We start from the raw sequence: 14,963 nt of genomic DNA, 5'->3' as shown, positions 1-14,963 counted from the left end.
GGTCGTTGAACCATGCTTATGTACATGGCGCGCTGTCCACGGCTGACACCCGTGGCTACCATTGGGTCGCCCTTCCAGGGCGCAGAATCCCTAGTGCCCGCTCGTAATTAAACGAATACAAAAAAGAAGACAATTTTCTTGACAGCCTAACTGAGAACCATAGGGAAAAAGAACGAATTAGATGTCCACGAAGCTCTCTACATTGGAGGGAAATGGAAAAAGAACCACAGTACTTACTCCAGGACGCACTGCGAGAGGTGACCAGAAAAGAACGACGTAACCTGCTGGGATCGGCGTCTATTGGCATAATAATAGCTTGGGCAAAAGTGAAGCTATCAACAATCTCAATTTTTGGACTCACTTTTCAAGGAATTTCCGATGATCGGCTTCTCTCCATCCTGGGGTGTGCTGTGGTCTATTTTTTTGCGGCATTCCTTATCTATGCTGTTTCAGATTTGGTTGCATGGGGATTCGCAGTTGCAGATGCGCGCAGCGAAAAAGAGACTGAAGATTTCAGACGCGAGTTGGAGCAACGTAAACAATGGGAGAGTGAGGAAGAACGCAAGAACCGACAGGAACGTTCCAAGAATTGGATGAGTCAAATAGATTTTGACCTACACAAAAGAGATGTGGAACGTTATAAGATTGTGCAAGCAGCTAAGGAGAAGCGCCAATCTTATTATTTGCCATCTTTGATAGTGTCGTCCGTAAGGGCAGTTTTTGACTTTATCCTCCCGCTGATTGTCGGGATCTATGCAATCCGTCTCCTTATCCTTTCTTAAACGTGAGGTTTCCGAAAGAAAAGTAACGAACAAAAACTGGACAAACATGAGAGTTTTCCTTGTTCAATTCTCATTTTTACCATTCACGTTTGCCATGGAATTTGCTAAATTCTTGTGAAGTTAAGAATCTATACGGGTAATCAGCGGAAGGTCCACGGCATGCGAAGGAACCGATCCACGAATATACGCGCGCTCTATGGTCTTATGGCTCTGGTAGTTATTCTTCAGGCAATCGCGATCGGATTGACGTTGCGATTCGAAGGGGACAGACAAAAGAGAGATGGCGCGCTTCTAGATCGAACGTCGGTCATGTTGAGCGATATTTTTCCTTCTATTCAGAGCGAACTGGCTCTCGTTTCCCAGACAGCCACGGAGATCAAGAAGGAAGCACTCGGCCTGAAAGAAAGCGTTGCCAAAATGGATCAGCATGTGGGTGATGTGGGGCGTGATGTTCTCCAGGCAAGCAGTCGCATGGAGAATATTGCGCAACAATTCACGAGTTTCTTCCAAGATAAAAGTGGCTTGATCTGGGGGCATTCCTTGAACCCGTACGTTCTGGCATTGTTGCTCGGAATCATATTGCTTGCGATTCCCGCCTGTAGTTGGCTTTTTTGGAGAAGGAACAATTCTCCTGAACCTGCTGAAGAAACCGCCGTCCCTGTGGAAGTGGAACTTCCCGAGATTCCCGCAGATCGGGTTAAGTCCGACGAACCTGTGCTCTGCGAGCCGACAGACCGCTATATTTTTGTCGGACCGGAATTGAAGAAGGTCATGGATGAAACGGAACGTATGATCGTCGCGGCACGTCACGAGAATGATGCCATGCACCGGAAACAAAGGCCCGATTCGCACACGTCATCGGATTCAAAAGTTCTGCACTGACAATTACCTTTGGAAGCAAGTGATACGGACTTGCAGTCAAGATAGAACTTACTGCTCGGAAGCACGGACCTCATAGGCGTTAACTTTGCTTTCCAATCTCTTTGTCCAGTAGGGACGAAAGAAAATAGCCCGGCGATTCAGAGACTGTCTCAAAAATCGAAATTCATCCCAGATCGTGGCACGATGTTCTCATCAGCTTTCCGGCCTGACTGTAGGGGCGGACCAGAGCGTCCGCCCAAATAAGGGCAGACGCATTGGTCTGCCCCTACTCGGATGGCGAATCGTGGCACGATGTTTTGTCCATTCATGAATTTTGAGACGGTTTCTTCATAGCAGGGTTATGTGAACTGCTATCGGCCGGTAGCGCGCGGATGCCGCCCTGTTGGTTCGCAGATCTTCAAGATAAGTTCCTGGAGTAATGCTTCGGGAGCTTGCGATCCAAGTCGTGAGGATTTCATCATAATATCGACTTCCAGAATTGCTTCCATGATTGCTACAAGCTTTTCCAGGGGGATCTTTTCTGCATCCTTGAGCAGCAAATACAGTGGATAATCCTTCATGGCCAGCAAATCGAGTTTGCTCTTGCCTTTCTTGGGCGGCTGAGAGCTTCGCACCTCCTGCATGACTTTCACAAAAGCCTGATAGTTCATCCGTGATTTCCAGTAAGGTCTGAGTACGGTGAAAAGCGTTTCTCTCGCTACAATAAGCTTCCTGAATTCGGAAGCGATAGCTCCGAGTATCGCCAGCGGGTGCGACGAATCCCTGAGCGTGTCATGGAGCATTTGCAGGCTTTTTACTGCATCGCCGCTGCGGACCGCGTTGATGAGATCAAAGAAGAATGCTTCATGAAAATCGGCAAAAATCTCCTCAACATCCTTTGAGGTAATCTCACGTCTTTCGCCAACATACGCGATGAGTTTCTGCAATTCGCTCTGCAATTTCCGAAGCTCTTTGCCCGAACGGGAGTACATTTTCTCCAGTGCGGCACTCCCTATATTCTTTCCGGCTTTTTCCAGCGTAGAAAGCACTCTGTCATCGAAAAAAGCCCTGTCCATGGCGGCGCCGTACTTTTGCTCTTTTACGGCACATGCCAGCACACGACCATGTTTTTCGACAGCCTTATAGAGCTTTTTTCGAGTATCAACTGCAGGCGCGGTAAAGATCAGCACCGTACCTTCCGGAAATCGCGATGCAATGATTTCGTCAAGCACGGATTCACTGGAAACCGATGACCTGGTCTGACCTTGCTCCAAGTAGGCCTGGGCAATGAGTACGAGCACGTCTCTGTCGCCGCTCTCTACTGCTTCACCGAGCTGCTGCGTCCATTCCGATCCCTGCTCCAGGTCCGTCTGGATCAAATCCGCAGATGTCATCAACTGCGCGAAAGTCCTCATAGCAGCTTTTCGATCCCCGGATTTCCATGATTGAATTGCTTTACCCGCGATGCTGGATTGATTTGATTTACCCGCGAAAATCGCGGTCTGATCCACCACGATTACCCGTGGACCCCCAAAAAGCGATGGTGTGAACACCTGATTGCTGAGCGCCGAGGCGTCTAAATGAGCTCCGTCAAGAACGACCAGATTTGTGGCGCGTAGTTCGGGGCCGAGGAAGGTGTCCACGAGGGTGGATACTCGCTCTTTTACGAGAAATTCATCTCCGAACAGCAAATACAGGTGTGATTCAGGTTCCGGGGGGGGCTTCTGAGACGCTTTTCTCATGAGAATGGCACCAAATAGTTGAATTGGAGACGCGCCTGAATATCGGAATGGCTTACGTTGGTCCGGGGCCACCGGTGTTCTCAGGTCAACGATCGCGCTAAGAGAGCACCTTCAGATACGATGATGACGCCGGAAAAGGGGATGCCGACTACTTGGGTTCGATTCTTTCCACGGGCGGACTACCGGGCTCCACCTGGGGCTTCGGAGGGGCATCGTCCGTCTCGAGCCCTTTCTTAAAGGTTCGTATCCCTTTGCCTATTCCGCCCATGATTTCCGGAATTCTCTTCGCGCCGAAGATAAGCATAATGATGAGGAAGATGAGAATGAGTTCCCATGGACCGGGCATATAATATTACTCCTAAAATTACGTGAAATTTTGATTTTCTTGGACCTTTTGAATCGACCGAGAGTCATTATAAGAAAGATCAATCAAGGCGTCAAATGTTCCAGTGGGTTGGGAAGACCGCGCGATAACCGGACAGAGGGGTCCGAAATTGGACATTGTTCGTGCGAGCGCTGTGAGTATGTGGTTTTCCCATCGTCCACGCCGAGAATATGTCGGATATTGGACAGTATGTCCTGGCAGCATGAAGGGTCAGTTGCTGAAAACGAGCTTATTCAGGGAGTCTGTTGTGATATCTATCAAGTTGGCATCGCAGTTGCATAATGGAGGGTCATGACAAACAAAAAGAGGGGCAGCATGAGCCAGAATAACGATAATCTCGAAATAAACAATGATCGACAGGAACAAGTGATAGCTACCTTGATTAATCCCATTCACGTTTTTTCGGGGGCTGTCTCCCCTAAAGATTATATCACTGCTCAAAAACAGCTACTTCGGGATTTTGGAGAGGACATCTACTTTAATTGGCAGCTAGAAATCCTTCATGCGGAAATAGCTTCGATTATTGAAGAAATAAAGCTGGAAAGCAGCGGTCCTCAGCCGAACACAACTGTCGTGGGTCAAGCCTAACCACCCGCGCAGTTCCAAATCCCGTCAGTATATAGAGGCTAATCGGGAAGCTTTTTGAGACCACATCCAAACCACCTCGGGAAAGTGGGACTTTGACATGGAGAGAAGGTAGGCGAAAAAACTCATTCTTTTTTCGCCGAAGAAAACACGCCAAGGCCGGAAGATAAAAAGGATATCTTCCGGCTTTCTTTTTTGGCGCGCTCCCTTTTTTCGCTCGCCTGAAAAATTCGCCATAGATCTAATGGACTTTGCTGAAAATTGTGCGTTCATGATAGGCTACGGAAACGGCCTTCGAGAACCGCAAAATGTTTCAAGGAGATATTTATGCTTGAAATGTCAGATGCTTGGAAGACAGCATTCCCGGGAACTCAAGTGGGGATTCTCGCAATGTGCAATGTGTCCAATCCCCTGTCCAGTGAGGCTCTCGAACACGAAAGAAAACGGGTTGAAGAGGATCTCCGCATGCTGTTCGCGGAAACAGGCGTCAGAGAACATGAAATTATGCAGGCTTATCAGAAGTACTACAAGAAATTTAAGAAGACGTACCATGTGCTTCATCAGGTTGAATCCGTTATCAAAGGAAAGGCCGCTCCATCTGGAGCTTCTCTCGTGGAAGCCATGTTTATGGCAGAACTAAGGAGTATGTTGCTCACTGCCGGTTATGACCTGGACTGTATTCGGGAACCCTTGCAGATTGACGTTTCTCGAGATGGAGACAATTACGTCCGGATTAATGGAGCTGAACAGGTTCTCAAGCCTGGGGATATGGTAATACGTGATAAAGAGGGCATTATCTCGAGTATCGTGTACGGCCCTGACCAGCGAACGAGGATACACCGAGATACAAGGAATGTGTTGTTCACGGTTTATGGTGTACCGGGAATCTCGCCATCGGCAATGGAAAGACATCTTCAGGGCATAGAAGCCAACGTCAAGCTTATAGCCAGCGACGTGAAAACACAGGTAATGAAAGTGTACGCAGCGGAATAAGGTTCTTTGAATCGAGGCGAAAAACGTACCACATCCAAGTAGAAATGTCCCGCAGCCCGGACTGCAGTCTCATGACCTCTTTCTGCGCAGTCCATACGACATCGATTGTGTGCATACAGCTCTTATTACGAGTGGCCCGGAATAGTGTTTTAGGGTATAGTACTCTCCGGATTGTACCAGAGAATCCAGGAAAAAAGACCTGTTATCACCTGTGCGGAAGAGTGCCAGACGTCTGGAATAAAGTGTCGTTTTCTTTTAGAGGCAAAGACACCGGCAAGCAGACCTTGCAGTGGAGCAATCATGTGTGCTGATTTTGTTTTTGTATACGGTTCAAATATGGATCGATCCGAACTCCGTTCCTGGGTGGAAGCTGATGGTTATGACTCTTCAATGATTCTTTCCATGGCTCCAGCACAACTGGAGGGATATGATTTCGTGTGGAATTTTTACTCCCAGGGAAGGGGAGGCGGAACGGTCAATCTGGAGCACAAAGAGAACTCAACTATTTGGGGTATACTTGTAGAAATCGAGGAACCCCTTCTTAAGGCCTTCGACCGGAAAAAGGGCAATCCGTACTTTTACTCACGCGGCGATGCACGGCTGCCGGTAATAAGGCTGGACAACGGCAAGACCGTGTTCGCATGGGTCTACGTAGCTCGGGGGAACAAGGGCGGTCGGCGAGAAGTCAGACCCACCCGAGATTACAGGAGAATCATCCTTTCCGCCGCCACGTACTGGAAGTTTCCTCCGGAGTACATTGAAAAAATAACGTCCTGGCCGACTTCCTAAATCCCGTATCTCCGGCAGAATCGATCCGACACAGAACTCGAGAAAAATTGCGACACTGTGGCTGTCTTGAAAGAATCCACTGCAAATCGTTTTCTGCAGCCTTCAGTTGATCTCCTCTAGAACCGATCTTGGAGTACCTGTATAGATTCTTGAATTTACAGGATTAAGGCATGTCGGCTGGTACTTGCTTGTCTGGTACGTCGTTCCACGCCACTGAAGCGCATCCTTCATGAGGATTCGTTTGACGATGACGAGAAAAACCCAAATTAACAGGAGGTTACCCAAGAACACCCAACGAAACAGGGATACCGAAGCGCCGATTTGCTTGCAGTACAAGCCTGATACAATGATTGCAAGAGTACTCAATACGAAAAGTGGTACAAACCAGGTGTTGGGCCAAAGCCACTGAGCTGTAGGTATATAGAAGTACAGAGCGAATACAAGCAGAGGAAAGCTCATAAGCACGTGGAGCACGAGATATTTGAGAGCTGTGGATACCCGGTAATTCATGGAAGCGCTCAGGATGCGCGCCCAACCATTTATGATTTCATGGAAATTTGTGTACATCCTGGTTCGTAGCACCCGGCGTCCGTTGGCAAACAGAAGCCCCAAACCGGATGCTTTTACCCTCTTTCCAATCCCTATATCTTCAACTGCAAGATTCCTGACGTCTCTGTGGCCGTCTATCGCATCGTACGCTCTTCTACTGATGAGATAGAACATGCCATTGGCGGACGCTACAGGACTGGACTGGACATTAATCTGAGTAATGGGGAACAATATGCACGACATTGAGGCAAACGTGGGCTGCAGAGCTTTTTCCCAGAAAGTCTTCAGGATGAATTTCGGGGTGAGGGTGATCATATTCACTCGAGCTTTCACTGCTTCTATATAGCACTGACGTAATGCGCTCTTATGAAGACAACTATCTGCATCGAGAAAAGCCAACCATTCGCCGTTTGCATGAACGATTCCTCTGTCGAGCGCGTGACATTTTCCTGTCCAACCAGCAGGCAGTTCGGCAACTCGCACGATCTTAAAAGGCCTTTTGCTCCGAGCCAACTCTTCGGCAATGGCTGCAGTCCTATCTTCCGAGCGATCGTCAACGAGAATAAGCTCATAATTCGGATAGTCCTGCTCCAGTACTGAACTGAGACAGTCTCTTATTGTCATCTCTTCATTATGTGCAGGAACTATCACGGATATCAAAGGCGGAGATTCGGGAAGCTCCGCAATTTTGCGAGGGTCTATTTCCGGAATTCCGCCCAGAGAGGCTTCAACCAGTTCACGAGCCCGATTGATCCAGAAGTAGATTTGAAACAGAAGAACAGCGGCCGACACTATGAAAACGATTTCAATCAAAAGATTTTCCTGGTTTCTGGGGTTTTTGTAGAGACTTGAATCTATCAGAAAAACGGGTTGGTTTCACGCTTATTTGTACGGATTTACGAAAAAAAACGGAGGACTCTCGTCCTCCGTTCCGTTCAAAGTCCCGAATCTTAAGGTTCAGACCTTAGAATTCGCCAACCACTTTGAGTTCCATACCGAAAATCGGATCGATATTTCGACCGGGAATAGTGCCCCAATTGTTGCCTGCATTGGGGGTATTCCATCCGGGGTTCGCTTTGCTGATGGCAGCATAATTGAACCACTGTCCAGGCTGCCAATATCCGAATGTGCAGTTCACGAGCAAGCCTTCGAGCAGTTTCCAGTCAAATCCTGCATCCACTTCCCATCCGAGATTGTTGTCAGGAATAGTCGGAGCAACTGCGGTGGGTACGCCTGCCGCGAAAGTTCCGCGATATGCACCGCCAACTGCGCCGGTGCCGTTGATATTCGGATCGGGAAGGAGATAACCCCAACCATATCCGTTGCCGACCCGGTCAGCCCAGAAGAAACTGCCGTATACGTTCAAGTTTGCTGCAACAGCATAGTCCATTCGGGCGCCATAGGTCATTGCGTCTGCAACATAACCGTTGACAGTATCCGAGTTCATGTACGCGCCCAAGCCGTATGCGTACACCATCAGATAACTGTAGGGGCGGAAAACGCCGGTATTCGAAGTCGTGGCAGACTGATATCTGAAGTTGCTAGTGTTAGACGTTGCAGTCTGAATGGCGTTGACGATGGTCCCCTGGTTAATATTCGCTGTGTAGCCAGCCCGGCGGTCATTTCCGGAAAGCCATGCACCGAGGAGGGATATCTTGGTCGGGCCGGCCATGACGCCGAGTTCTGTCAAGATTCTGTAATCCTGAACGTAATCCGTGATAGCTCCTCCAGGGAATGCATTCGCGTCTCTACGGCGATCCAGACGATCATACCAATCGAATTCCGAATTGAGGAAGAAACGGCCGTTATTGTACTTCATATAGATGCCGCCGTAGAAATCTTCTCTATCCCTGGTTTCTTCGTTGGCTTTCACTGCGGCAGTCCGGATAAAACGATCAGGGCCTCTGTGCCTGCGGACGTAATTCAAAAGCACTCCGATGTCAACCGGACCATTCCTGTACGTGATCGTGGGCATGGAGAAATCGTACACGCGCAGGTTGTTCTTGTCGGCAAAACGGTTATAGTAGCTTTCGTTTCCTTCTCGAGCCGGATAGAAACCGATACCGATTCTGAGAGGACCATAGTCGGCAACCAAGCTGACCGATTCAGACGATCGGTTTTCAGCTCCGTTCCAGGCCAAACCGGTGCCGAAAATGGAGGGGCGTTTCCCGAGAGCGAGCGTGCCCCAAGGGAGCTGCGCGGTCAGCCATAATGTGTTCCAGTAGCCCGGAGAGAATGATCTTTGAACACCAGGCATGTTATAGTTGTAGTACCAGGATGCTGCCGTAATACCTCGAGCGAGATCTACAGGTTCCCATGCTCCGATGTAGTACAGGCCCCTGACGCGTATGGCGGGATTGATGCGCAAGTCCATGTTATTGATCATGTACATGAACTGCCATGATGCATCTGAACCTGCAACCAATATGTCAGGGCTCCCCTGGCCACCGACCCACGCGTTCATGGAATTAGAAGCTCCGATAGCGCCGAGATCAACGTCCTCAGGACCGAAAAACTGGGAATTTCCAAGCTGGGACCTGTATTCGTATTGCCAAACGTAAGAGCCGTCCATTCTGAATTCCCATGCCGATGCCGGCGCTACCGACATGGAAATGCCCATTAGCAGGGCGATGGCTATCAACCAAACCCTATTGAAATGCATGTATTCCTCCTTCAACGAAGACGGGATACCCCGTCAAATTAGATTAAAACCATGCCATCATGTTCCCCCTCAGAAAGGAAGCAACATGATTCTTGACGCATTCATACTTTTATCAAATGTAAACCGATCATACTTTTATGAATTCCTCCTGTCAAGCTAAAAAGATTGTTTTATCGGGGAATAAAAGCATACATTTATGTCAACTTCCTAAAAATATTCATTTCTAAATTTGTGGATTCCAGCCGGGTGGGCAAGAATTGGCGGCCTTTCTGGAGAAAGGAGATGACCATCTTACAATCCTACAATTCCGAAGGTGATGTTCGGGAGATTCGCTCCTTTCGTCCAAACGCTAGCGGAACAGCGAAAGACTCAGAATCTCAACGCGTTGTTCAAACAAGTTCACGTTGTTGTCTTTTTTGGCAAATACTGATACATCTATAACCACTTGACTGGACGAGATTATGGATCATTGCATGAAAGTTACTATTCTCGGCAGTGGAACCGTTTCTCTCGATGCAGAACGTAACGCCTCCGGACTGATTGTAAAAACGCCCCGAAAATCGGCACATCCTATTCCCTGAGAAATCATGAAACTGTTAGGAAAAAACAGAGCTGCAAAATTCGTATTCACGGTATTCTTTCTCATTCCTCTGGTTGTTGCGATCCAGATTCCCATATTTGCTGCCGGGGCAGCACTGGGAACATATCTCGTGTTTTCTCAGAATTTGCCCGACATTCCCACGTTGCAATCATACGAGCCGCGGACTGTCTCAACTTTCTATGCGGATGATGGAACGGTTATCGGTATCTTCTACAAGCAGAAACGGTTTGTGGTGGAACTCGAGCAAATTCCTCCTCACGTGATTCTGGCATTCCTCGCGGCTGAAGATTCAAGATTTTATGAACACTCGGGCATTGATTGGTACTCTGTGGGCCGAGCAATCGTTCGGAATATCAGTGCAGGGAGGATAACACAGGGCGGGAGCACCATAACTATGCAGGTGACCCGGAATTTTCTCCTTTCCAGAGAGCGCACCTTCTCCCGCAAAATAAGGGAATTCATCCTCGCTCCGCAACTTGAGGCTGCGTGGGGAAAAAAGAAGATTCTGTACGTGTATCTGAATGAGATTTATCTCGGGGAAGGCTGTCACGGGGTGGAAGCTGCGGCTCGGGGATATTTCGACAAACCTGTGGAGCATTTGACTGTTTCCGAAGCTGCCTTGATCGCGGGACTCGTCGCAAGTCCTTCACGCTACAATCCCTTCAAGAGCGAAGAACTGGCGAGACAGCGACAGGCCACAGTGCTCGGACGAATGGCGAAATTCGGATTTTTGACTGAAGAGCAACGAAAGAAAGCACTTGAAGAACCGTTGAAATTCAGAAAAGAAGTGGTGCGGCCGTTCGATGTTGTTCCCGATTTCGCAGAGGCTGTCAGGCGCTACATAGTAAGGAAATATGGAGAAGAAAGACTCTACAATGAAGGTCTCAAGGTCTTCACTACCTGCCGTGTGGATTATCAGAAACAGGCATTTGAGGCTTTGGAAAAAGGGTTGCAGGAAATCAGGGGAAGACAGAAGAATCTCGCCATTGTGCGTACTATCCCGAAAGAACAAATATCCGAACTCTTGCAGCGACGAAGTACGCCCGAACTTCACGAAGGAAATGTTTACCAGGGAGTCGTGACCAGGGTCATTGTCCACAAGACGAAGAATATGGATCTCGAAGTGTGGTTGAGCAAGAAACTCAGGGGAATGGTTCGGCTCGATCACGTAAACCAGGCATTCAAAGTCGGACAAGTCCTGGCTCTCAAGTTTGATAAATTTGCGGATGACGTGCCTCTCTTTTTACTGGATAACGATCCGAAACTGCAGGGCGCGCTTGTTTGTATAGAAAATAAGACCGGATTCGTGAGGGCGCTTGTTGGCGGAGCGTCAATGGAGCAGTTCAAGTTCAACAGGGCCACGCAGGCCAAACGCCAGCCGGGAAGCTCTTTCAAGCCTCTTATCTATTCCGCAGCTATAGAGGAGAAGAGCTACAGCCCCGCGACAATCATTATCGATGAACCCACAGAATTCGAGTTGGAGAATCCGGGCGAGGAATGGGAGCCGAGAAACGCAGGCGGTGATTTTCTCGGGCCGTTAAGTCTGCGTCGAGCACTGGAGCTCTCGCGCAACATCTGCACAGCCAAGATCCTGTTCGATGTGGGGCTCGATCCGGTCATAGATCTTGCCCGAAGAATGGGGATTACCGCGGATCTGGGCCGCAACCTGTCGTTGAGTCTGGGAACTTCGGAAGTAAGTCTTTTCGAGCTGACTTCTGCGTACACCGTCTTTCCTAATAGTGGCGTACACCTCGAACCTGTGCTGGTAAAACGCATAGAAGACAGATTCGGAAATGTGCTCGAGGAGAATTCGGAAGTTCCGCTGCTGGACGAGTCCGCTATTCCTCGGCCGGTGCCGCGGGAAGAATTTAGAGAACAGGCCGCTCTCTTGGATTCGAGATTTGACTCTCGACCTTCCCAAATTACAGGACCCGGCGTTGGTGGAAAACAACCTGCTGCAGGGGAGATCAAGGAAGAGGATACCGTCAGAAACTCTGGAGGTCGCAAAGTTGTAGCTGCATTATCACCGCAAACGGCGTACGTAATGACTTCGCTTTTGCAGGGAGGTGTACGGCACGGGACCGGTGCAAGGATAAGTAATTACGTCAAGCGCAAAGACCTGGCAGGAAAAACAGGAACCACGAACAATGCGGAGGACACATGGTTCATAGGGTTCAATCCCGATTATACCACCGGCGTTTGGGTCGGGTTCGATGAGAAGCGTCCGGTCGGAAATCGGGAAGAGGGGGCCCGCGCTGCACTGCCCATCTGGGGGTATTTCATGCGTAAAGTCCTGGAGAATAGGCCGGAAAGAGAATTTCCGGTTCCTCCGGACATTACGTTCAAGGAAATGCTGACTTTTACGGGCAACGTCAGCGAAGGCTTCACACCTAAGGTGGTAAGAGAACCTGTGTATTCGCCGTTTTCGGATCTGACTCTCGTGACCAGTCCACTCGATCCTCCAGAGAGATTGGCCGAATACAGGGGAATCGTGATTCCGGGGCAATACGGCCAGGGAGCGTACCTGCAAATGCTACCGCCGGGGGTGCAGCAGACTCAACCAACCGGGGCTACTCCTCTGCATCCGATGGACGGCAGAAATTTGTTTCCGGAAGGCTCCAGGCCTGCGCCACCTGCTCCCAATCCCGGATTCCAGGCTCCCCCAGGGAATCCGTATCAGCCTGTACGACCGACTGCACCACCGGCTCAGTCTGTGTTACCTCAGCGACAGCAGGAGAGTATGCCGCCCACCCAGGCGAATCCAAACCTGCCTCCACAGAGGAGACCGGACGATTCTCGAACCAGTGCAGGACCGCGTTCGTATCCGACATATCAGCCTTTTACTCCGGCACCAAGGTCTCCGGTAAGCAATCCTCAATGAAAACGAAACTTCCGGAAATTCTGCTATAATTTGTCTACAAAAGCTTACCCGATCAGAAGGATAATATGCGCATCGCAGTCGCAATGAGTGGCGGAATGGACAGTACCGCCGCGGCTTTCTTACTGAAGAATGAGGGCCACGAGCTTCTAGGATTGCATATGCGACTGCATTCGGCTTCGGACTCTTCCTGGCTGCAGGCCAGGCACGCCGCGGAGCAGCTCGGAATCACCATTCGTGCCGTTGATTTATCCCTGGAATTCTGCAAGTACGTAGTCGAGCCTTTTCTCGATCAGTATTTAAGGGGACTGACCCCTTCGCCCTGTCCCCAGTGCAACAGACGAATCAAGTTCGGGCTTCTTCGCGAACGCGCTCGATCTTTGGGTTGCGACGTGTTGGCAACCGGTCACTACGCGCGAATCGCCCTCTCGGGCAGATTATTAAAGGGAATCGACACTTCCAAAGATCAGTCGTACTTTCTGTTCAACCTCCCTGCAACGGCGCTCGGCAGTGTTCTCTTTCCTCTCGGAGACTATGCGAAAGCAGATATCCGCGACATGCTTCGCAGAGAAGGAATAGCTGCAGCTCATTCGGAAGAATCGCAGGAACTGTGTTTCATCCCGGGAGGAGATTATCGGCTCTTTCTTCGGGAAAAGGGAATCCCTGAAAAACCGGGCAGCATATTGAATATCAGAGGGGAATATTTGGGCCGACACTCCGGGATTGCGCACTTTACGGTAGGCCAGCGCAGAGGATTAGGCATTTGTGCGCCAAGGCCTTTGTATGTCGTGCGAATCGATCCGGCAGCGAATTCCGTGATCGTCGGATTCAAGGAAGAAACACTCCAGCAGAAGCTATGGATACGGAATTTGAATGTATTTCCTCTGCACAGCGTTTCCCGCGGTGACAGATTCCAGGTAAAAGTGCGTTCGACTTCCAGAGCTGCCTGGTGCTCTGTTTCGGATATTCGTCAGGATAGGATTGAGCTGACGCTTGATTGCCCGCAATCTGGAATTGCTCCCGGACAGGCTGCGGTGCTCTATTTGGAGGACGAGGTAGTCGGGGGGGGCTGGATTCAGGGAACCGGGTCTCCGGAGGACTGAATCCTCTTGCATACTTTCTTCACGCCTGAAGGCTTATAATATGGAATAGCGAGAGATCTTGCGGTTGATCTCGGGGCTCCATTCGGGGTAAAATGATCCTGCCGGAAAAGAGCAGCACATATGGCCGATTCAGTTCATTCTTCTCCTTATCTTAGCTGGATGCAAATACCGGAACAACTCCGTGCCCCCATTCTGGTGATGGGATTTCACGGGTGGCCGAACGCAGGGAGTGTCTCGTCCGATACGCTTTATTATTTGACTCAGGCATTGAGACCTAGACTGGCGGCTCGGCTGGACGAAGAAACCTTTACAAATTACACATCAGATAGGCCTATCGCTCAAATTGAGGACGGGATCATCCATGAACTGGATGCAAGCGTATCAGAACTGACCTATTGGGAAAATTCCGGTGGAGAACACGACCTATTACTCTTTCTCGGCAAGGAACCGAGCTTCAGATGGAATGTATACGCAACCATTTTTGTTGACGTGATACACCGGCTCCGTGTAAGGAAAGTTTTTACTATAGGTGGAGTCCAGGACACGGTGTCCCATACATCGTCAGCCCTCATCACGGTAGTGGGGTCGAGCAACTCGGTCTTGGACGAGATGACGCAACTCGGGTACGGGGTGCGTCCATCAGAGTATTATGGGCCGGTAAGTATTCATTCTCACCTGGTCAAGACTTTTTCGGAGGTAGGGATAGATGCCACAAGTCTCTGGGGGCATGTTCCCGCTTATCTGGAGAAAAGCCCTCGTGTCGTTGCCCGAATCATCGGAATACTGAACAGGCTCGTCGGTCTGAGGTGCTCAACTGAAGTCCTCGATCAGAAATCGCAGGAACTGGACCGAAAAATAAACGAGGCGCTCGCAAAGGATCCGAATCTTAAACAATTCGTAGAGTCCATCGGCGGGCCGAAGAACCCTCGCAACCATGTAAAAGGCAATGAGAAGATCATCCGGTTGGATGATTTTGTGAAACGGGATCACAGCAAAGATCCCGACATTTAATGTAGAGGCTCCACTGATTCAA

The 14,963-nt window shown here is 49.6% G+C and carries 12 protein-coding genes; 8 read left to right on the top strand and 4 right to left on the bottom strand.

The window, feature by feature from the left end; translation table 11 throughout:
* Positions 1–212: 212 nt before the first annotated feature.
* Both DESTI_RS13590 and DESTI_RS13585 read left to right on the top strand, forming a co-directional pair.
* Positions 213–782: a hypothetical protein gene (locus DESTI_RS13590; protein ID WP_014810550.1), complete on the top strand. Its 570-nt coding sequence runs from the start codon at positions 213–215 to the stop codon at positions 780–782.
* A 159-nt stretch (positions 783–941) separates the two neighbouring features.
* Complete coding sequence (locus DESTI_RS13585; RefSeq protein WP_014810549.1) at positions 942–1,664, top strand: hypothetical protein; 723 nt, start codon at positions 942–944, stop codon at positions 1,662–1,664.
* Positions 1,665–2,014: 350 nt separating this feature from the next.
* On the opposite strand, the gene holA is transcribed toward DESTI_RS13585, so the two are convergent.
* Positions 2,015–3,385, bottom strand: a complete 1,371-nt coding sequence (holA, locus tag DESTI_RS13580) for a DNA polymerase III subunit delta (protein WP_157212164.1) — start codon at positions 3,383–3,385, stop codon at positions 2,015–2,017.
* Between the two features lie 148 nt (positions 3,386–3,533).
* Positions 3,534–3,731 (bottom strand): twin-arginine translocase TatA/TatE family subunit, encoded by a 198-nt coding sequence (gene tatA, locus DESTI_RS13575; RefSeq protein WP_014810547.1) that lies wholly within the window; start codon positions 3,729–3,731, stop codon positions 3,534–3,536.
* A gap of 330 nt (positions 3,732–4,061) precedes the next feature.
* Between tatA and DESTI_RS13570 the strand changes: the two genes are divergently transcribed.
* The 3 genes from DESTI_RS13570 to DESTI_RS13560 all read left to right on the top strand — a co-directional run bounded on the left by DESTI_RS13570 (position 4,062) and on the right by DESTI_RS13560 (position 6,137).
* Positions 4,062–4,358 carry a hypothetical protein gene (locus DESTI_RS13570; protein ID WP_041286203.1) on the top strand — a complete coding sequence of 99 codons (297 nt, stop codon included), beginning with the start codon at positions 4,062–4,064 and terminating at the stop codon, positions 4,356–4,358.
* A gap of 324 nt (positions 4,359–4,682) precedes the next feature.
* Positions 4,683–5,348, top strand: a complete 666-nt coding sequence (locus DESTI_RS13565; RefSeq protein WP_014810545.1) for a phenylalanine--tRNA ligase beta subunit-related protein — start codon at positions 4,683–4,685, stop codon at positions 5,346–5,348.
* Positions 5,349–5,648: 300 nt separating this feature from the next.
* The gene (locus tag DESTI_RS13560) at positions 5,649–6,137 is read left to right on the top strand and encodes a gamma-glutamylcyclotransferase family protein (RefSeq protein WP_014810544.1); all 489 of its coding nucleotides are present in this window, start codon (positions 5,649–5,651) and stop codon (positions 6,135–6,137) included.
* 102 nt (positions 6,138–6,239) lie between these two features.
* Here the strand turns inward: DESTI_RS13560 and DESTI_RS13555 are convergent, their stop codons facing one another.
* Both DESTI_RS13555 and DESTI_RS13550 read right to left on the bottom strand, forming a co-directional pair.
* Complete coding sequence (locus DESTI_RS13555) at positions 6,240–7,499, bottom strand: glycosyltransferase family 2 protein (protein ID WP_014810543.1); 1,260 nt, start codon at positions 7,497–7,499, stop codon at positions 6,240–6,242.
* A 151-nt stretch (positions 7,500–7,650) separates the two neighbouring features.
* Positions 7,651–9,348, bottom strand: coding sequence for a hypothetical protein (locus tag DESTI_RS13550; protein WP_014810542.1), 1,698 nt, complete (start codon positions 9,346–9,348; stop codon positions 7,651–7,653).
* A gap of 587 nt (positions 9,349–9,935) precedes the next feature.
* Between DESTI_RS13550 and DESTI_RS28890 the strand changes: the two genes are divergently transcribed.
* The 3 genes from DESTI_RS28890 (at position 9,936) to DESTI_RS13535 (ending at position 14,941) form a co-directional block, all read left to right on the top strand.
* The gene (locus DESTI_RS28890) at positions 9,936–12,830 is read left to right on the top strand and encodes a penicillin-binding protein 1A (protein ID WP_014810541.1); all 2,895 of its coding nucleotides are present in this window, start codon (positions 9,936–9,938) and stop codon (positions 12,828–12,830) included.
* A 65-nt stretch (positions 12,831–12,895) separates the two neighbouring features.
* Positions 12,896–13,930 carry a tRNA 2-thiouridine(34) synthase MnmA gene (gene mnmA, locus DESTI_RS13540; protein WP_014810540.1) on the top strand — a complete coding sequence of 345 codons (1,035 nt, stop codon included), beginning with the start codon at positions 12,896–12,898 and terminating at the stop codon, positions 13,928–13,930.
* Between the two features lie 120 nt (positions 13,931–14,050).
* Positions 14,051–14,941: a PAC2 family protein gene (locus tag DESTI_RS13535; protein WP_014810539.1), complete on the top strand. Its 891-nt coding sequence runs from the start codon at positions 14,051–14,053 to the stop codon at positions 14,939–14,941.
* The last annotated feature ends 22 nt before the right edge of the window (positions 14,942–14,963 follow it).

Source organism: Desulfomonile tiedjei DSM 6799 (assembly GCF_000266945.1).
GTDB lineage: Bacteria > Desulfobacterota > Desulfomonilia > Desulfomonilales > Desulfomonilaceae > Desulfomonile > Desulfomonile tiedjei.
The sequence above is the reverse complement of the archived record's forward strand: the minus strand, read 5'-3'. Positions and strand labels throughout refer to the sequence as shown.